This is a genomic window from Christiangramia lutea (genome assembly GCF_022489035.1).
Taxonomy (GTDB): domain Bacteria; phylum Bacteroidota; class Bacteroidia; order Flavobacteriales; family Flavobacteriaceae; genus Christiangramia; species Christiangramia lutea.
Genome location: NZ_JAKVTV010000001.1, coordinates 526,235 through 544,501, shown reverse-complemented (window position 1 = coordinate 544,501; position 18,267 = coordinate 526,235). Strand labels below are relative to the sequence as shown.

General features: G+C 38.8%; 18 protein-coding genes. 12 read left to right on the top strand and 6 right to left on the bottom strand.

The window, feature by feature from the left end:
- Positions 1–30: 30 nt before the first annotated feature.
- A complete protein-coding gene (tyrS, locus tag ML462_RS02445; protein ID WP_240712141.1) occupies positions 31–1,326 on the top strand; it encodes a tyrosine--tRNA ligase in 1,296 nt (431 codons plus the stop codon).
- A gap of 363 nt (positions 1,327–1,689) precedes the next feature.
- On the opposite strand, the gene ML462_RS02440 is transcribed toward tyrS, so the two are convergent.
- The 4 genes from ML462_RS02440 to ML462_RS02425 all read right to left on the bottom strand — a co-directional run bounded on the left by ML462_RS02440 (position 1,690) and on the right by ML462_RS02425 (position 8,090).
- Positions 1,690–2,664, bottom strand: a complete 975-nt coding sequence (locus ML462_RS02440) for an acyl transferase (RefSeq protein ID WP_240712140.1) — start codon at positions 2,662–2,664, stop codon at positions 1,690–1,692.
- 85 nt (positions 2,665–2,749) lie between these two features.
- A complete protein-coding gene (locus tag ML462_RS02435; RefSeq protein ID WP_240712139.1) occupies positions 2,750–3,088 on the bottom strand; it encodes a T9SS type A sorting domain-containing protein in 339 nt (112 codons plus the stop codon).
- A 164-nt stretch (positions 3,089–3,252) separates the two neighbouring features.
- Positions 3,253–5,232 (bottom strand): autotransporter outer membrane beta-barrel domain-containing protein, encoded by a 1,980-nt coding sequence (locus ML462_RS02430; protein WP_240712138.1) that lies wholly within the window; start codon positions 5,230–5,232, stop codon positions 3,253–3,255.
- A 56-nt stretch (positions 5,233–5,288) separates the two neighbouring features.
- The gene (locus ML462_RS02425) at positions 5,289–8,090 is read right to left on the bottom strand and encodes a TonB-dependent receptor (protein WP_240712137.1); all 2,802 of its coding nucleotides are present in this window, start codon (positions 8,088–8,090) and stop codon (positions 5,289–5,291) included.
- Positions 8,091–8,267: 177 nt separating this feature from the next.
- On the opposite strand from ML462_RS02425, the gene ML462_RS02420 reads away from it, so the two are divergent.
- Complete coding sequence (locus tag ML462_RS02420; protein ID WP_240712136.1) at positions 8,268–8,951, top strand: response regulator transcription factor; 684 nt, start codon at positions 8,268–8,270, stop codon at positions 8,949–8,951.
- Positions 8,951–10,030, top strand: coding sequence for a sensor histidine kinase (locus ML462_RS02415; RefSeq protein ID WP_240712135.1), 1,080 nt, complete (start codon positions 8,951–8,953; stop codon positions 10,028–10,030). The genes ML462_RS02420 and ML462_RS02415 overlap by 1 nt, the downstream gene beginning before the upstream one ends.
- On the opposite strand, the gene ML462_RS02410 is transcribed toward ML462_RS02415, so the two are convergent.
- Positions 9,968–11,029 carry a glycosyltransferase gene (locus tag ML462_RS02410; protein WP_240712134.1) on the bottom strand — a complete coding sequence of 354 codons (1,062 nt, stop codon included), beginning with the start codon at positions 11,027–11,029 and terminating at the stop codon, positions 9,968–9,970. The genes ML462_RS02415 and ML462_RS02410 overlap by 63 nt on opposite strands.
- Positions 11,030–11,095: 66 nt before the next feature.
- Here ML462_RS02410 and trmB point away from each other — a divergent pair, with 66 nt between their 5' ends.
- The 9 genes from trmB to ML462_RS02365 all read left to right on the top strand — a co-directional run bounded on the left by trmB (position 11,096) and on the right by ML462_RS02365 (position 17,256).
- The gene (gene trmB, locus ML462_RS02405) at positions 11,096–11,770 is read left to right on the top strand and encodes a tRNA (guanosine(46)-N7)-methyltransferase TrmB (protein WP_240712133.1); all 675 of its coding nucleotides are present in this window, start codon (positions 11,096–11,098) and stop codon (positions 11,768–11,770) included.
- Positions 11,771–11,776: 6 nt separating this feature from the next.
- Positions 11,777–12,400 (top strand): LysE family translocator, encoded by a 624-nt coding sequence (locus ML462_RS02400; RefSeq protein ID WP_240712132.1) that lies wholly within the window; start codon positions 11,777–11,779, stop codon positions 12,398–12,400.
- 5 nt (positions 12,401–12,405) lie between these two features.
- A complete protein-coding gene (locus ML462_RS02395) occupies positions 12,406–12,747 on the top strand; it encodes an MGMT family protein (protein ID WP_240712131.1) in 342 nt (113 codons plus the stop codon).
- Between the two features lie 137 nt (positions 12,748–12,884).
- Positions 12,885–14,021: an Mrp/NBP35 family ATP-binding protein gene (locus ML462_RS02390; protein WP_240712130.1), complete on the top strand. Its 1,137-nt coding sequence runs from the start codon at positions 12,885–12,887 to the stop codon at positions 14,019–14,021.
- Positions 14,022–14,264, top strand: coding sequence for a NifU family protein (locus tag ML462_RS02385; protein WP_240712129.1), 243 nt, complete (start codon positions 14,022–14,024; stop codon positions 14,262–14,264). It abuts the gene before it with no gap.
- A 29-nt stretch (positions 14,265–14,293) separates the two neighbouring features.
- A complete protein-coding gene (locus ML462_RS02380; RefSeq protein WP_240712128.1) occupies positions 14,294–15,355 on the top strand; it encodes an NAD(P)/FAD-dependent oxidoreductase in 1,062 nt (353 codons plus the stop codon).
- A gap of 50 nt (positions 15,356–15,405) precedes the next feature.
- On the top strand, positions 15,406–15,741 hold the full coding sequence (locus ML462_RS02375; RefSeq protein WP_240712127.1) for a 2Fe-2S iron-sulfur cluster-binding family protein: 336 nt from the start codon (positions 15,406–15,408) through the stop codon (positions 15,739–15,741).
- 66 nt (positions 15,742–15,807) lie between these two features.
- Entirely contained in the window at positions 15,808–16,428 is a 621-nt protein-coding gene (locus ML462_RS02370) for a hypothetical protein (RefSeq protein ID WP_240712126.1), read from the top strand.
- 114 nt (positions 16,429–16,542) lie between these two features.
- Positions 16,543–17,256 (top strand): hypothetical protein, encoded by a 714-nt coding sequence (locus ML462_RS02365; protein WP_240712125.1) that lies wholly within the window; start codon positions 16,543–16,545, stop codon positions 17,254–17,256.
- A gap of 58 nt (positions 17,257–17,314) precedes the next feature.
- Here the strand turns inward: ML462_RS02365 and ML462_RS02360 are convergent, their stop codons facing one another.
- Positions 17,315–18,100: a DUF3050 domain-containing protein gene (locus ML462_RS02360; RefSeq protein ID WP_240712124.1), complete on the bottom strand. Its 786-nt coding sequence runs from the start codon at positions 18,098–18,100 to the stop codon at positions 17,315–17,317.
- Positions 18,101–18,267 lie beyond the last annotated feature (167 nt).

Below are 18,267 nucleotides of genomic sequence, written 5' to 3'. Positions count from 1 at the left end.
TACCGCTGTTTTTATTTGAATTATCAGAATATGGAAAAGAATTTCGTTGAAGAGATTACCTGGAGAGGCATGTTGCACGATTCTATGCCGGGAACCGAAGAACATTTAATGGAAGAGATGCGCTCAGCTTATGTAGGGATAGATCCTACTGCAGATTCGCTTCATATTGGTCACCTGGTTGGGGTGATGATGCTAAAACACTTTCAACTTTGCGGGCATAAGCCTTATGCTTTAGTTGGAGGGGCTACCGGGATGATCGGAGATCCTTCCGGGAAATCTTCAGAAAGAAATCTGCTTGATGAAGAAACTTTAAGACATAATCAAAATGCATTGAAGGAACAATTATCCAGGTTTCTTGATTTCAATTCAGATCAGGGTAATTCAGCCGTTCTAGTTAATAACTATGACTGGATGAAAGATTTTTCCTTTCTTGGTTTTATCAGGGACGTAGGGAAGCATATTACCGTAAATTATATGATGGCGAAGGATTCAGTGAAGAAACGTCTTTCATCAGAATCTTCAGAAGGAATGTCTTTTACCGAGTTTACTTACCAGTTGGTTCAGGGCTATGATTTTCTTCACTTGTTCAGAGAAAACGGATGTACTCTTCAAATGGGAGGAAGCGATCAATGGGGGAATATCACCACCGGAACCGAGCTAATACGTAGAATAGGGGATGGGAAAGGATACGCTTTAACCTGCCCGTTGATCACAAAAGCTGACGGAACTAAATTCGGTAAGACCGAAGGAGGAAATGTTTGGCTTGATGCTAAAAGGACTTCACCTTATAAATTCTACCAATACTGGCTAAACACCAGTGATGAGGATGCGGAAAAATACATCAAGATCTTCACATTATTAGATAAACAGGAGATCGAAGAGTTAGTGGCAAAACACAGGGAGGCTCCTCACCAGAGAGAGCTGCAGAAAGTTCTTGGGAAGGAAGTAACTACCATGGTGCATTCAGCTGAAGAATATGAAAACGCAGTTGCTGCTTCAGAAGTTCTGTTTGGCAAAAGTACCGCAGATGATTTCAGGAAATTGGATGAAGCAACTTTCCTGGATGTTTTTGAAGGAGTACCACAGGCCGAGGTTGCTATGAGCGAAATTGAAGAAGGGCTGGATATGATAGGCGCTCTATCAGCAAAAACCGGATTTCTAAATTCAAATGGTGAAGCCAGGAGAGCCTTAAAGGAAAATTCTGTATCTGTAAATAAGGATAAGGTAAAGGAGGATTATACCATCTCTACATCAGATCTAATCAATGGGAAATACGTGATCCTTAATAAAGGGAAAAAGAATACATATATTATTAAAGCCAATTAGGTTCTAATATGAGCCGGTCTGTTTTGTAAAACCATGTATGGGACATTTACGTATATAGTAAGTGATCCAACATGAAAAATCCAGATTCAGAAAATATCATAAGCTATTTAATCATCGCGATTGCTTTAATTTCGATATATATTATTGCGATTAGCTATTGATTTTAAAAAGGGATTTAATCTAGATATTTGGTTAAATACGAAAGCCTTCAGGAGAGATCCTGAAGGCTTCGCAACTAACTAACCAATCTAATATGAAAAATTTTCACTTAGCCACAGAATGTAAATACTTGGGTGTCATTTACTATTCTGCATTATTTGGGTCGTAAAATTTTCTTATACTTTACACTAAGGGGAAATTTTTTTATAGTAATAATAGGTTGCATCCTCTAACGTCACTGTTATCAAACCTTCCCAGCATTTCTATTTTATCATTTTTTATTCTTCCAAGGTCCTGAGTAGCAATGAATGAGCATGAATTTAGGTTAGCCAGGTCGATTATGTTTATTCCACCGGTCCTTTTTTCAGGAAGGAGGGTTAAGGCATCTTCAGGGTCCCGAATTAAGAATTTCATCCAGGGAGGAGTATCGAATACACCATTTCCTTTTGAGTATGCCTGCGACAGTAATTCGGTCATTCCATATTCGCTATGAATTTGATCTACCCCAAAGCCTTGTTTTAAATGCTCGTGAAGTTCCTCTCTTATCATTTCCTTACGTCTGCCTTTCATCCCTCCCGTTTCCATTACGATGGTATTACTAAGATCGAACTTATTATTTTCGATTAAATCTAAAAGGGCGAAGGATACACCTATAAGAAACACCTTTGCACCGCTGGAATCAAGGCTGCTTAGTTTTTCAGAAAGTGAATCGAGTTCGTTCAGGTAGAATCCACTTTCTTTATTATTTGAACTTTTAATAAGATGGTCTGCCATGTAAATCAAAGAAGAGCCTTTTCTTTCCAGGTAGGAAGGCAGCAAGGCAAGGAAAATATAATCTGAAGGTTCACCGTAAAAACGTATGAAAGCTTCCATGAAACTCTTCTCGTATAGCCGAAGGTCAGTCACATGATGCTTACTGGTAGATGAGCCCGTTGTTCCGCTACTGGTAAAGGTGATCTGTGGCATCCTTTTATCGCTAATGATCTCCTTGGTTTTAAAGAATTCTATAGGCAGGAAGGGGATCTGATTTATTTCAGTAACCTCTCCAGGTTTCCGGTTAAGTAATGTGGAAAAGCTTTGGTAAACTTTGTTATGCTTGTATTGATATTCGAAGACCTCCAGGGCAAGACTTTCAAATTCATTTTGATCTGAAATTTCAAATATTCTTTTTTCTAGCATGGAGATCGATGAAATTTTTATCAAAATTAAGGAATAAAAAAAGCCTCTGAAACAGAAGCTGAATATTTGCTGAAATTGAAAATGCCTATTTTACTACGAGTTTCCTTGTAGCTTTGGCCTTTCCTTCCTGGATCTTTAAGATATAGATCCCGGGAGTAAGAGTTGAAACGTCCATTTCTCTACCTCTAAGCCTGGTCTTATGAACGGGTTTTCCAAGTACATTATAGATCTCAATTATCTTATCCTGATTTTTGGTTGTAGAAATATAAACCTTTCCACCAGTAACAGGGTTAGGATAAATCGATAAACCGTCTATGGGGATCTCTGTTCGATCTGGAACACGCGAAGATTCCTGAGCGTTTGCCGGTGCGGCAACCATCAGGAAACAGAAAAGAAAAAAGATGATCAGGTACTTTTGCTTCATTCTTCGAGGTCGAGGTTTAAACAAACTTACAAATAAAAATTTAAAAATCTTGATAAATGATTTGCTTAAATATAATAAAATATAATAAAAAAAAGGATTGCACGTTGCAATCCTTTTTTAAGGCTAATAATTGATATTCAATCTATTAAAAACAAAACTAGTATTTAGTTAACCCAGTCGAACATGCTAACATCTACAGTAGCTTCAGCATCATAAGACGCATCAAGGTCTACTTCATTTCCGTCTACTGTGATACCTGAAATATCTGTTCTGGTGTCATCAGTAATATCAATGATTGTTTCATATCCGCTTAAAGAAAGTCCTTCGATCTCTGCTCCAGAAGTTGCTTTGAACTGAAGTGCAGTTCCACCAGTGGTAGATACGGCAGTGAAGTTGATGATCTTTGGAGATGCATCTCTCTTGTCTGCTTCGATCGCAGTTGAGAAGTTTTCGATCGTATGACTTACATATGTATTTTCAATGGTACCATTCCATCCTTCAGTCCAGTCTACAGCATCATCTTCGTTGTTTTCTAAGTAGATGTTCATTACAGAAACAGTTCCTCCAAAGAATTCAACACCATCATCAGCTCCATTTATGATGGCAATGTTTTCGATAGTAGTTCCAGATCCAACTGCATAAAGAGAAAGTCCGTTATATTGAGATTCAGAGTTAATAGAAGCTCCGGCATCCTTAAGGATAAGGTAGCTAATAGAACCTGAAATATCCTCGTCATCTTCACCACCGTAAAGAATTCCACCTACTTCAGCAGTAGCATTAATCCCTTCGTCTGTAGATGCATTACCGGCGATCACAAGACCACCCCAGCTTCCAGCCTGTCCGGAAGTAGAAGACATTACCACAGGGTTGCTTTCAGTTCCCTGGATATCGATCATACCACCTTTTTGAACAACGATATAGATGTTAGTTGCATCAGTTTCGCTATCACTTCTTGCAGTGATCTGGGTTCCTGCAGGAATAGTAAGACTTGCTCCGTCCTCTACAGAAACAGTACCACTAATCACGTACTGGTTGTTTGAATCAAGAGTAAGGTCACCTTCAATTGTAGAAGGTAATACTGATACCTGGCCTCTGTTTGTGATCCAGTCGAACATTGTAACATCTACAGTTGGGTCACCAGAGTAATCCATATCAAGATCTGCAGCAGCACCGTTAAGGATGATCTCAGAAAGATCTGTTCTGTTGTCATCAGCGATATCTACAGCGGTGTCGTATCCAGAAAGAGAAAGACCTGTGATAGTAGCTCCAGATACCGACTTAAACTGTAGTGCAGTTCCACCAGTTGTTGAAACAGCTGTGAAGTTAGATATCATTGGGTTTCCGTTATCTTTATCTGCTTCGATCGCAGTAGAAAAGTTCTCGATAGTATGAAGAACATATACGTTATCTAAAGATCCACTCCATGCCTCTGTCCAGTCTACAGCATCATCTTCGTTATTTTCAAGGTAAAGATTCGAAGCAGAAACAGTTCCTCCAAAGAATTCTACACCATCATCAGCTCCGTTGATCAAGGCGACGTTTTGGATAGAAGTTTCAGATCCAACCGCGTAAAGAGAAAGTCCGTTGAACTGAGACTCAGAGTTAATGGATGCACCGGCATCAGAAAGTACCAGGTAGTTGATAGACCCAGAATCATCTGAATCGTCTTCACCACCGTACTGAATTCCACCTACTTCAGCAGTTGCGTTTACACCTTCAGAAGTTGATGCGTTACCAGCGATGATCAATCCACCCCAGGTTCCAGCCTGTCCGTTCGAAGATCTCATGATCACAGGAGCTGAAGAAGTTCCCTGAATTTCAATCTGACCTCCTTTTTGTACTACGATATATACATTGGTAGCGTCACTTTCATCGGTGTCTGGATTAGCGACTATCTCAGTTCCTGCAGGAATAGTTAAAGTAGCCCCTGTTTCTACTGAAAGTATTCCAGTAAGGTTGTAAGTCTCTGAACCATCAAGAGTCATGTCTTCCTGAACAGATCCATTTAGTTCAAGATCGATTACCTCTCCTCCCCCATCATCAGTAGGGTCGATCGGTTCAATGTTGTTGTCACTGCTACAAGATGTTGCCAGAACTCCTGCAGCAATTGCAGACATTAATGTGAATTTTTTTAGGTTTTTCATAATCTGAATTTTAAAAATCTAAGTTTTAAGTGGTTTATGGTTTAATAAAAATTAGGTTAAAAACTATAGCTTACTCCTAAGCTTAATACAGCTCCACGATCATAAGATCTCACTGTTTGGTTCGTTTCCGGAGCGTTCCCGGAAATTGGTCTAACCGCCTGGTATCTTTCAATTTCAGGATTTAATAAATTTTGTCCTCTGAATTCAAGTTCCCAGTTGTCGTTCAATTCTTTAGACATGATAAGATCCAGGGTTACAAAGCCTTTTTCAATGATCTCATCGTTAAACTGAATGTCGATCTGGTCCAGTCTCTGGCTTTCAGGATTACCTAAAGCGAAGATCTTATCTGAAGCATAAGCTCCAACAAGGGTTGCCGTAAATGGATTTTCAGTTTCTGTTGAAACATTCAATGATGCATTAAAGATCCAGTCTGAGGCTCCCTGAAGTCCTATCTCATCTTTCCCGTTGTAACGGAAGGTCCTGATGAAAGTTCCATTTTCATCATACACGTCTTTCAGATCCTGTGTGTGCCACATTCTGGTAACGTTTCCTGATACTGCAAAGTCAAGTCCTGCTTCATTCTCGTTCTCGATCACATCCATTCTGGCCTCAAGTTCAAGACCGTAGATATTAGCTTCTTCCCCTGCGTTGAAATAAGAGAATACCGGTGCAGATCCTCTTTCTCTGGCTTTGTTGATAGGGTCTTTAATGTTTTTATAGAATCCTGTAAGTGAGATCACTTCTCCTGAACTTGGGAAGATCTCATATTTAAGATCTACGTTCGTATTTCTGGAAGCTTCCAGGTCTGGATTACCTCTGGTAACCAATCCTGTTTGAGAAACATATTCAAAAGGAGCAATTTCCTTAAATTCCGGAAGAGTAATGGTTCTACTCGCTGCAAGCCTGATGTTTGAATCTTCGTTAGGCGAAAACCTGAAGTTTACACTTGGGTAAATGTTGTCGTAAGACTTATAAACAAAGTTTGGAAGGTTCTGCGGATAGTTGTTTACATCGAAAACAACATCTATATCATCAGCCTGGTATCTCGCTCCGATGTTAAGGTTCCACTTCTTGTTCCCGTAATTGAAAAAGGCAAATCCTGAACGAGACTCTAAAGTTGCTTCATACCTGTCTGGAGTAAGAACATTGAATAACAACGATCCATTATTGAAGTTTTCAGTAGTGAAAATTCCATCAAAGTTATCTATTGAGGTAGGGTTTACTGTATTAAAGTCTCTTTCTTCAGCTCCAAAGAACTGGGAAAAGAAATCTCTTTGTTTGTTTCGGTAATTTCCTCCTGCTTTTACGAAGACTTTTTTCTCAGTCTCATCATCTTTAATGAAATTGTACTGATCCTGTATAAAGGCATTAAACTCCATATCGTCTATCTGCTGTACAGATTTTCTCTGCTGGTATGCATTAGTCTCACCAAGTAAAATAGGCTCTGTAGGGTGAAGGTTTACTTCGTTTCTTATACGATTCGGCTCATCTGCATCTACAAGGTTGTATCCAGCGGCCCATTCTAGTTCATTCTTCTCATCCCACATGTCGTGGTATCCGTGTAGCTGATTTACCCAAAGCCTTGTTTGCTTGGTATTCTGGTCTCTAACGAACTGGCTGTAATCGTCATTTCGGTCACTTTCTTCAAAAACGATACCTTCTCCATTTCTACCTCCTTCAAAAACTTCATCAGAAACTTTATTGATGAAAAGACTGGTAGCTTTAATTCTGTTGTTATCGTTTATTTCATAACCAAGATCTAAAAGAGCGGTATTGTTATCGGTCTTTTTATAATTCGTCGCATCGGTGAATCCATCTTCAAAATCGTTGTTTCGGTATACCGCGAAAGTTCCCTGGTTATATTCAAAATCAACCGAATTAGATGCGGTAAATAATACTCTTAGATCACCGAATTCTTTTCCAGCGGTAAGCGCATACCTTCTGTTAATTGGAAGAACTGCATTTCCCGGATCCCATCCCTGATTGTTCAAGGTAAAACGTGTTGGGATCGCCTGATCGTAAAATCCGAAATAAACATCCTTTTGGTTTGGTGATACTTTGAAATCGTTGAATTGACCAACAGCATTGGTGTTTGCACCAAATCTCATACCCAGGTCCAGTTCGCTTTTACCTCTAAGTTCTCTTGAAGTAATATCAATACTACCTGAAGCCTGGTCAGCTGAATTTTCAGAAGAATAGTTCTTGCTGATAGAAATATTTTGGATTACCCTGGTAGGGAAAAGCCCAAGATCGATGTTCTTACGTTCTACATCGTCTGAAGGGATTGGTAATCCGTTCATAGTAGTATATAGGTAACGGTCACCCAGACCTCTAACGAAGATATCTCCTGAAGCCTCACTGCTGGTTACACCAGATATTTTGGTGGTTGCCGTCGCAGCATCGGAAACTCCCATTTTGGCTAATTCCTGAGCCCCGATGCTTTCTTTTATATCTACTGAATTTTTCTGATCTATTAGAAGAGCTACCTGTGAGTCTCTTCTGGAAACAGTGGTGATCACTACTTCATCTAAAGCCGCAGCACTGGATCCCAGTTCTGTATTTATTTCTGTTACCTTTCCTGCTTCAACAACTACATCAGGAATTTCAAGAGTTTCATATCCTACAAAGCTAAATACTACTGTGTAAGTTCCAGGTTCTAATTTGTCTAAAAGGTATATTCCGTCATAATCTGATGTGGTTCCTTTTGCAGAATTCTTCAGTAAAACATTAGCGAAAGGCAGGGGCTCTCCACCCATTTCCTTGTCTGAAAGTTTACCTCCAATAGCTCCGGTAGTAGCATCCTGAGCCTGCATGGCTGTTACAATTAAAAGTAATGATAGTAATAGAAATCGTTTCATTTTGTTTTTGCTATAAAATCTCGCTGCAAATTAACGACGAAGACAGATGCCCGATGTTATCTAAGGATTAATGGTTCGTCATGAAAGAGTTAGTTTAATGTTACTAATGTGTTAAGGCGTTTATAGTCCAAATTATTGGTTAATTTTATGGTCGCTAAACCACATCTTAAACTCATTATGAAGAAAAAAGACATTACAATACTACTGGTAGATGATGAACCAGATATCCTCGAAATTGTAGGTTATAATCTGTCTTCTGAAGGTTATAATGTTATCACCGCCGAAAATGGTTCAGATGCCGTAAAACTGGCTAAGAAGAATAAGCCACATCTCATAATTCTGGATGTGATGATGCCTGAGATGGACGGTATCGAAGCATGTGAGCAGATCAGGAAAATTCCCGGGATGGAGGAAACCATTATTACATTCCTAACAGCCCGTGGGGAAGATTATTCTCAAATGGCTGGATTTGATGCCGGTGCCGATGATTATATTACCAAGCCTATTAAACCAAAAGTGTTGGTAAGTAAAGTAAAGGCGCTCTTAAGACGATATAAAGAAGAAGAGAAATCTTCCAGTGTTGTGAAGCTTGGGGATATTACCATTAATCATGAAGAGTATAAGATTACCCAGAAAGGGAATGAAATGAACCTTCCCCGGAAAGAATTCGAATTGTTGTCCCTGTTAGCCTCCAAACCAGGCAAAGTTTTCAAACGTGAGGAAATTCTTGATACGGTCTGGGGGAATGATATTGTAGTTGGAGGAAGAACCATTGATGTTCATATAAGAAAACTACGTGAGAAGATAGGCGATGAAAAAATAAAGACCATTAAAGGAGTGGGATATAAGTATATTGTTTAATGCCACAAAAATTTAAACGTTCATATCGTTTTGCCTTAAGAACATCTCTATATATAAGTATATTTCTTACTAGTATATTGGCTGTTTTCCTGTTTCTGGAATTCAGCTACATCTGGATTTCGCTTTTGGTTTTTGCCTTGCTTTCCTATCTGTTTACTTTTTTAATTATCCAGTACCGGGTAGAACGTTTTATATATAGAAGGATTAAAAAGGTTTATGATAATGTTTCTCTTCTGGATTCGACAACTTTGAGTCCGAACAGGATCACTACAGATATGTCCAGTTTAACCCAGGAAGTAAAGCGATTTGCTGAAGATAAAAAACTGGAAATTGAAACCCTTAAAGTAAGGGAAGCCTATAGGAAGGAATTCATGGGAAATGTCTCCCACGAATTAAAAACCCCTCTTTTTACAGTTCAGGGTTATATTCTCACGCTTCTGGACGGAGCTCACAAAGATAAGGCTATCAGGAAAAAATATCTTGCCCGCGCAAATAAAGGTGTTGAGCGTTTAATTTATATCGTGAAAGACCTCGATATGATCACCAAACTTGAAACAGGTGATCTTCATCTTAGGTATGAAACTTTTGATATAGTGGAACTGATCCAGGCATCCTTCGATCTGCTGGAAATGAAAGCCGCTAAAAAGGAGATCACCCTCACCTTTGATATTGAATATGAAGAGCCAGTTTACGTAAGGGCAGACAGAGAGAGGATCCAGCAGGTCCTTACCAATCTCATAGTAAATTCAATAAAATACGGTAAGAAGGGTGGGACTACAGAAATAAGTATCGAAAATCTTATTAAGAATAAGGTCATTATTAGAGTGACTGATAATGGCGAGGGAATAGAATCTGAAAATATTCCCAGATTGTTTGAACGCTTCTACAGGGTAGATAAAAGTGGATCCAGAAAGGAAGGTGGTTCTGGTCTGGGTTTGTCAATTGTTAAGCATATTCTTGAAGCTCACGAGGAGAAAATATATGTTGAAAGTGTGTTTGGCGTAGGAAGTGAATTCTCATTCACGCTCGAAAAAAGCAAGGCGGTCCCTGAGGAGAGAGTGATCCCCGAAATTACTTAAACCTTTATACTTCCCTGATTTCTTTATTTGAGTAATGGTAAAGTTTTCCTGCTCACAGTAGGGAGCATATTTTAGCTCCTCTAATCTCTTTGCCAGGTATTCCTGTTCCTTTTGCCCGGGAGTTGGGATAAAAAACGCCTTTTTTTCAAGCTTGGAAAGATCCATCAAGGTCGTGTAGCCCGATCTTGCAATTACCATCTCACTCGAATTGATTGCGTTTTCAAGCAGTTCACCATAGAGATAATTTTTTATGCTAATGTGAGCTAGTGCATTTGGAATTTTTTCTTCTGAGATAATTCCTCTTATAAACAGGATTTTTAAATCAGTTCTACCGAATTCTTTCAGAAGTTTCGATTCCAGGATGCTCCGTTGTGGTTCAGGACCACTCAAAAGAACCAGGTAATCATAAATAATTGGGCATTCATTTTTCTGAAATCTGGATAAAGTCCCTATATATTTTACATTTTCCGGAGTATTGTTAAGATGACCAAGTTTACCGCTAAGGTTAGTTTCATCTTCAAAATCCGGGATCCAGCATTGATCGAATTTTTGAATATATCGCTGCTGAATATAGCTGCTTAAAAAAGTGATCTTTCCACTAAGCACATTCATCTGGTGCGTGATAAAAACATTTTTTTTGATCTTATCACTTCTCACACCCCATCGATTATCTGAAATGATTCCGAAAAGTTCAAACTGCTCAACCAGCCTTTCTGTAAGTCGTCGTTCTTCCTGGATTGTTTTTAAAATTCCCGGTGCCTGCCTGGCTAATTTCCATTTCAGATCTGAACCTTTCCTGGAATATGTAATATTGTAGGAGGGCAGTTCTATGGCCTGATAATGCGGGAATTCCTTTTTAAGAAGTTTTAGTGCTTTGCCATCGGAAGCGATAATGGGCTCATAGCCATTTGCTACTAATTCTTTTATAATGGGGATGCATCTTGTTGCATGACCCAGACCCCAGTTAAGTGCAGCCACCAAAATCCTCTTATTTCTCATTTTACGATTGTCTATAGTTCGGTAGGTGGTCTATTTTCTTTAATTTTGCCAAAATATCAAATTTTAGTGGGAAGTAAGAATAAACTAAGGCGCTTTAAAGAAAACGAAGAATTCGAGAATGTGATCCAGCCCTCCAGGGAGGAGCTAACAGATGAATCATTCAAATTTAAGAATCAATGGAGTCAGGATTTTTTCAAGAATGATCAGCCAATAGTGCTTGAACTTGGTTGTGGAAAAGGAGAATATACCGTGGAGTTGGCCAGGCAGAATCCTGAAAAAAATTTTATAGGAATAGACATTAAGGGAGCCAGGTTCTGGCGCGGGGCGAAGACCGCATTGGAAGAAGGCCTGGAAAATGTAGCTTTTGTAAGAACTCAGATCGAGTTAATTGAACATGTTTTTGCAGCTGGTGAAGTTAGCGAGATCTGGATCACTTTCCCTGATCCACAGATCAAATATAAACGGACCAAGCATCGACTAACCAATACCGATTTTCTTCAGCGTTACAAGAATATCCTGAAAGAGGATGGGGTAATGCATCTAAAAACAGATTCTGAATTTATGCATGGCTACACCCTTGGTTTACTCCATGGTGAAGGACATGAGATCTTATATGCCCACCATGATATTTACAAAAATGAATATTCTCCAAAAGAGGTTACGGGCATCCAGACATTCTATGAAAAACAATACCTTGAAAAAGGAAAACCAATTACGTATATTCGGTTCAAGATAAAATAGGGGGTATTGGAAGAAACAAAGCTTTTCCTGATTACATATTTCGCAGCATTCATAGGCGTGGTTCCACCGGGACTCGTGAATATGACGGTAGCCAAAACCTGTGTTGAAAAAGGCAAGAAAAGTGGTTTGTTCGTTGCTATAGGTGCAGGAATTGTGATCCTTATACAGGCGTTTATCGCTGTTCTTCTGGCTAAATACATTTTCGATCACCCTTTTGTTAGGAAAATGATACTAAGAGCAGGCCTGGTTGTTTTTTGTGTCCTCGGGGTCTACTTTTTTATTAAAGCAAGACATAAAAAAGGGGTTAAGCATAACCGGCAAACTGCAAAAGCACATAGCCTTTTTAAAGGAATGCTGATCGCAGCCCTCAATGTTTTTCCTATTCCCTACTTCGTGGCGATTGCTGGAGCAATGGACCTAAGTGGCGGTATGGAATATGACTGGTCACTAATAGTTTCCTTTGCCATAGCAGCGAGTGCGGGTAGCTTTACTTCACTTTACTTATATGTAGTCCTTTTTGATAAGATTGAAAAAAGAGCAGAATCCTTTGCCAAATATTCCAATTATTTCATGGCATCCTTGATGCTTGTATTGATCATTATTGCCCTTGTTAGAATTTTTAATGCCTGATTGAAATGAAAGACAACTCCGGTTTTTTTCAAAGGGTATATGAAGTCTGCAGGTTGATACCAAGGGGTAGAGTTACTTCCTACGGTGCGATAGCAAAATATCTCGGTGCCGCCAGAAGTGCAAGAATGGTGGGCTGGGCCATGAACTCCTCACATAGCCTTGAGGATGTTCCTGCGCACCGGGTGGTCAATAGAAACGGCGTACTTACCGGAAAGCATCATTTTGGCGGAACTAATGCCATGCAGCAATTGCTGGAAGAAGAAGGGGTGAAGGTAAAAGACCTCCAGATTATTAATTTTGATGCAGTTTTTTGGGATCCAATGAAGGAGCTTTCCAGGGAGATTTAGGCAAAAACAATCTATAATTCCAGCCTATTCCTACATAAATCTAATATTGCTAAATTCTTCGTATTCTTAGCTTTTCCAACTATATTTGCATTTAGAATCAGTCTATATAAGCTTAAGAATCTGATTAAAATTCATATATGAAATTAAACAGAAAAGATATTTTAAAAGCCCTGGAAACCATATCTGTAGCAGGAGAAGGAAATAATATGGTGGAAAGTGGCGCAGTTCAGAACGTAATGACCTTTGATGATGAGGTTGTAGTAGACCTGGTACTTGCTACACCTGCTCTTCATATTAAGAAAAGAGCCGAGGTTGATGTGATGAAGGTGATACATGAAAAAGTATACGAAAAAGCCAAGGTTAAGGTCAATATAAAAGTTCAGGCAACCGAAAAGAAAAAACCTGAAATTAAAGGAAAAGCAATTCCCGGTATCAAGAATATTATTGCCGTGGCTTCCGGGAAAGGGGGCGTAGGTAAATCTACCGTTACTGCTAATCTTGCGGTGACTCTATCCAAAATGGGATTCAAAGTAGGAATCCTAGACGCTGATATTTATGGTCCATCTGCACCTATCATGTTCGATGTGGAAGCAGAAAGACCTCTTTCAGTAAATGTGGATGGAAAGTCTAAAATGAAACCCGTTGAGAATTATGGGGTGAAAATCCTTTCTATTGGATTCTTTACCAAGCCTGGCCAGGCAGTGGTTTGGAGGGGTCCAATGGCAGCGAAAGCTCTTAACCAAATGATCTTTGATGCCGACTGGGGTGAGCTTGATTTTATGCTGGTAGACCTACCTCCGGGAACGGGAGATATTCACTTATCTATTATGCAATCTTTACCTATCACAGGTTCGGTGATAGTGAGTACTCCTCAAAATGTAGCCCTGGCCGATGCTAAAAAGGGTGTGGCAATGTTTCAGCAGGAAAGCATTAATGTCCCTGTACTTGGGATCATTGAGAATATGGCCTACTTTACACCTGAAGAATTACCTGAAAACAAATACTATATATTTGGTCAGGAAGGGGCTAAGAATCTGTCAGACGATCTTAAAGTGCCCTTCCTGGGAGAAATTCCACTGGTACAAAGCCTGAGGGAATCTGGAGATATTGGAAGACCGGCTGCTTTACAAACCGCGACGCCTCTTGAATCATCCTTCGAGGAAATAACCAGAAATATGGTACAGGAAACCGTAAACAGAAACAAGAATTTACCTCCAACTGAAGCCATTAAGATTACCACTATGGCTGGTTGTAGTGCTGTTAATAAAAAATAAATGACTAGCGAAGAAGTTAAAATTAATGTTGAAAAGGCATTGGCAGAGATACGTCCGTTTTTGGAAAGTGACGGTGGAAATATCTCTTTGGTCTCTATTGAAGATGACCGCCTGGTAAAGGTGCAACTTGAAGGAGCTTGCGTTGGTTGTACGGTTAACCAGATGACCCTGAAGAGTGGAGTAGAGATGACCATTAAAAAATACGTGCCTCAGATCGAACAGGTGGTGAATGTCGAGAATTAGACTTCACCGCTTTTTAATTGAAATGATACATGATTAAAACCGATATACTTATTATAGGTGCAGGACCTACGGGTCTTTTTGCCGTTTTTGAAGCAGGATTGTTAAAACTGAAATGTCATCTTATCGATGCGCTACCCCAACCGGGAGGTCAATGTTCAGAAATATATCCAAAGAAACCTATTTATGATATCCCGGGATTTCCGGAAGTTCTGGCAGGAGATCTTGTAGATAACCTGATGGAGCAGATCAAACCTTTTGAGCCTGGTTTCACACTTGGAGAAAGGGCTGAAACGATCGACAAGCAGGACGATGGTAGCTTTATAGTAACTACAAGCAAAGGAACCAAACATCACGCTCCTGTAGTGGTGATCGCTGGTGGGCTTGGAAGTTTTGAGCCTAGAAAACCGCCTATCCCTTCAATTAAGAATTACGAAGATAAAGGGGTCGCTTATATTATCAGGGATCCGGAAGTTTATCGTGATAAAAAAGTGGTGATCGCCGGTGGTGGAGATTCTGCTCTGGACTGGAGTATTTTCCTGGCCGATGTTGCTGCTGAGGTCTCATTGGTTCACCGGAGGAAGGATTTCCGTGGCGCTCTGGATTCAGTAGAGAAAGTTGAAGAGCTTTCAAAAATCGGAAAGATCAATTTGATCACCGATGCTGAAGTCGTAGACTTGAAAGGTGAAGATGAACTGGAATCGGTAGTGATACGTCATAAGGATAAAGCAAGAGAGGAAGAGATCAAAGATACCCATCATTTTATTCCACTTTTCGGCTTATCTCCAAAACTAGGGCCTATAGGTGATTGGGGTCTGGAAATTGAAAAGAACGCCATCAAGGTAGATAATTCTTACGATTATCAAACCAATATTCCTGGTATTTACGCCATTGGAGATGTAAATACATATAAAGGTAAGTTGAAGCTTATTCTTTGTGGTTTTCATGAAGCGGCGATCATGTGTCAAAGCGCCTACCAGCGAATCAATCCCGATAAGAAATATGTGATGAAGTATACGACTGTAAGTGGTGTAAGCGGATTTGATGGAAGTAAAAAAGAAGCAAAAAGAGAAGTAGTAAAAAGTATAAATTAACCAGAAACCTCACAGGTTTTTAAAACCTGTGAGGTTTATTTTTATAAAAAATGTCAGACGTAAAGATCACCATAATAGACCGCGAGGGAGAAGCTCATGTAGTAGATGCTCCCACAGATATGAACATGAACTTGATGGAGGTGATCCGTTCTTATGAGCTTGCTCCAGAAGGTACAATTGGTATTTGTGGCGGAATGGCGATGTGTGCATCCTGCCAGTGTTATATTATGAATTTTGAGCATATGCTTCCGGAAAAGAGTTATGAAGAAGAAGATATGCTTGATCAGGCGTTTTTCGTTGAAGATAATAGCAGGCTGAGCTGCCAGATACCTATTACAGATGGTCTGGACGGACTTGAGGTAAAGATTGCCCCGGCTTCTGAATAATTTCTCAAATGTTATAAAAAACTTAAAGTTTTAGGTTATTTTAGCTGCCAACGTTAAAATAATATAATGGGGTTATTGAATAGACTCGCCGCATTTTCCTTACTATTTATTTATGCATGTTCCCAGGAAGAAATAAGTGATTCTCCTGATTCTCAACCCGGTCCTCAAGAACAGGTTTTAGTGGGTAAATTCCTGGATTCCGAAGTTGAGGGTTTAATTTATTCCACTCCTACTCGAGAGGGAATAACCAATTCTGAAGGTGAGTTTGAATATTTAGAAGGTGAAATTGTTAGTTTCAAAGTAGGAGGTATAACATTAGGTAGTGCAGCAGGTGATGAAGTAATTACACCAATTGATATTGCTACCGCATCCTATCCAACTCTGGAAACTCAAGAAGTTAAAAACATTAGCGCATTACTACAAACTTTAGATGCCGATAAAGATCCATCGAATGGAATTACAATTAGTCAGGAGGCAATAGATTTTTTGCCTGAAAGTCAAATTGACTTTAGTTCAAATATTATAGAGGTCCTTGGTAATCTGGTATTAGAAATAAATAAAAATACCCTAGCTGATCTAAAAGTGGTAATGCCTGAAGAGGCAACAGTTCATTTGGCTCAAACACTTGATGAAGAATATTCTTTTCAAGGACTTGAGTCTATTACTTTTTTCAACGTATTAGAATGAATTTATTGGTCACCTTACATAGGAAAACCATTATGGGTTCATTCATTTGATGAAGAAAATAGAATTGTTGAATCTAAAATTTACGAAAAGTACCCTCAAAAGCAAATTGGACAATTGAAGTATTCCGACTATAACCAGAGGGACTTTCCAACACATTTTATTTCTTATTCAATCGATTCTGACGGAGAATTGAATTATCCTAAATTTTATTTTTTAGAATATGACGAAAATTCTGAAATCAAATCTTTAATAGACAGGGGCTATAGTCTAGATAGTGGTTACGAATATAAAAAGACTATTAATGGTTCAGAGGGTCTCAAAATTTTGGGATGGGATCTTTATCTCATGGGAAGCGAAGCTGGAACAACAAGCTTTGAATATGACGAATCTGGAAATTTGAAATCGGAAACAAATTTTACTCCGTATTACGATCCGGCAACTATCATTAAAGAATATGAATATAATATAATAGGTGAGGTAATTACTCAAACAAGAATTTTAGGAACGGAAGGTGAAGATATTATAACCACAGAATTTGTTTATAATTCAAACTATTCTTTAGATAAGGTTATTGAAACCAAAACTTCAGATATAGATTATAAAAAAGTATCCTATTTCGATGAAACTGAGCGTCATTACAAAGACGAAATATACGTTACCGATTTTTTGAAAGAAATTATTATTACAAATGCTGATTGGTCAAGAAACGTTACAATTTTTGATGAGGATGGAAGCTATTTTATCAAATTTTATGATCCCAACCAGAGATTGCTAAAAACGGAATATTACGATTCAGATGGAAATCTAATCTCTACTGAAACACACTAAAACAAAAAAGCCTGAAACTTAAATTCAGGCTTTTTTGTTTGATCAATATAATTCGAAATTAAGCATATTCCATTTCTGTCTTAGCTTCAATTTCGGCTTCAATTCCATTCCAAAGTTCAAGTCTGCTTTGCAATGATCTTTCAGCAATTTCTTTTACTTCCTGCCATTTTCTGTCATCCTTTCCGCAGAGGTCTTCTACCATCTTAAAAGCCATAGGCCCGTGTTCATCGCCGTCGAGTTCTATATGACGATCAAAGTAATATTTGAACAGGCTTAGATCGTCTTCAGGAAAATTCTTCTGCACTTTCTCAATGATAGAAGAAAACATTTCAGGAATTAACCCTTCCCGTCCAAAAGTAAAGGCAGAGACGATTTTATGAGGTTCCCGGCTATAAACCACTTCAAAGGTTTGCTTTAGAAACTGCTTAATACTTATAGGAAGTTTGCTGGTGGCGATCACCAGGAAAATATCGGTTCCATGAGTAACCTGCATCAATAGATATTCAATTTTTTCTCTACTGGCTCCGGCAGCATCCATCGCGTCAAGATACATTTCAAAATGACTTTGCCTTTTACCATGAATATTGATGTCGGTCTCTTCGGCTAATACGATCTCATTGATAAGATATCTCACTTCAGGATCTCCAATAGGTAACCAGGGATTCGTAGTTTTGGTTAAGATCTCCTGTAAGGATGTAAGCAAAGACATAAAATCCCATACGGCAAATACATGGTGCTCCATAAAGATTTGAAGCTGCTCCGGGGTATTTATCTTTTTATATAATGAATGATTCAGTAACTGGTTGGTTAGAGGTTCTAAACTTTCGTTTATCTCTTTGATCATATATGCTTTTAATTTTTTGCAAAGTTAAAAGCTGAAGAAGTATTTAGAAAATCTTTGAAGGTTTTTATCGCTTGTTTAACGCAGAAAATCAGGCTTTTGAGTTAAATTAAAAATATGAGGGTTAAAACTGAGAAGTCTGTATTTGTAATCGTATTCTATTCAAATAA

Excerpts from the sequence above, each read along its gene's own strand:
- ML462_RS02360 (WP_240712124.1), bottom strand. The coding sequence starts at position 18,100 with ATGATCAAAGAGATAAACGAAAGTTTAGAACCTCTAACCAACCAGTTA.
- ML462_RS02430 (WP_240712138.1), bottom strand. The coding sequence starts at position 5,232 with ATGAAAAACCTAAAAAAATTCACATTAATGTCTGCAATTGCTGCAGGA.
- ML462_RS02390 (WP_240712130.1), top strand. The coding sequence starts at position 12,885 with ATGAAATTAAACAGAAAAGATATTTTAAAAGCCCTGGAAACCATATCT.
- ML462_RS02420 (WP_240712136.1), top strand. The coding sequence starts at position 8,268 with ATGAAGAAAAAAGACATTACAATACTACTGGTAGATGATGAACCAGAT.
- ML462_RS02410 (WP_240712134.1), bottom strand. The coding sequence starts at position 11,029 with ATGAGAAATAAGAGGATTTTGGTGGCTGCACTTAACTGGGGTCTGGGT.
- ML462_RS02385 (WP_240712129.1), top strand. The coding sequence starts at position 14,022 with ATGACTAGCGAAGAAGTTAAAATTAATGTTGAAAAGGCATTGGCAGAG.
- ML462_RS02375 (WP_240712127.1), top strand. The coding sequence starts at position 15,406 with ATGTCAGACGTAAAGATCACCATAATAGACCGCGAGGGAGAAGCTCAT.
- ML462_RS02395 (WP_240712131.1), top strand. The coding sequence starts at position 12,406 with ATGAAAGACAACTCCGGTTTTTTTCAAAGGGTATATGAAGTCTGCAGG.
- ML462_RS02370 (WP_240712126.1), top strand. The coding sequence starts at position 15,808 with ATGGGGTTATTGAATAGACTCGCCGCATTTTCCTTACTATTTATTTAT.
- ML462_RS02380 (WP_240712128.1), top strand. The coding sequence starts at position 14,294 with ATGATTAAAACCGATATACTTATTATAGGTGCAGGACCTACGGGTCTT.
- ML462_RS02440 (WP_240712140.1), bottom strand. The coding sequence starts at position 2,664 with ATGCTAGAAAAAAGAATATTTGAAATTTCAGATCAAAATGAATTTGAA.
- tyrS (WP_240712141.1), top strand. The coding sequence starts at position 31 with ATGGAAAAGAATTTCGTTGAAGAGATTACCTGGAGAGGCATGTTGCAC.
- ML462_RS02435 (WP_240712139.1), bottom strand. The coding sequence starts at position 3,088 with ATGAAGCAAAAGTACCTGATCATCTTTTTTCTTTTCTGTTTCCTGATG.
- ML462_RS02425 (WP_240712137.1), bottom strand. The coding sequence starts at position 8,090 with ATGAAACGATTTCTATTACTATCATTACTTTTAATTGTAACAGCCATG.
- ML462_RS02415 (WP_240712135.1), top strand. The coding sequence starts at position 8,951 with ATGCCACAAAAATTTAAACGTTCATATCGTTTTGCCTTAAGAACATCT.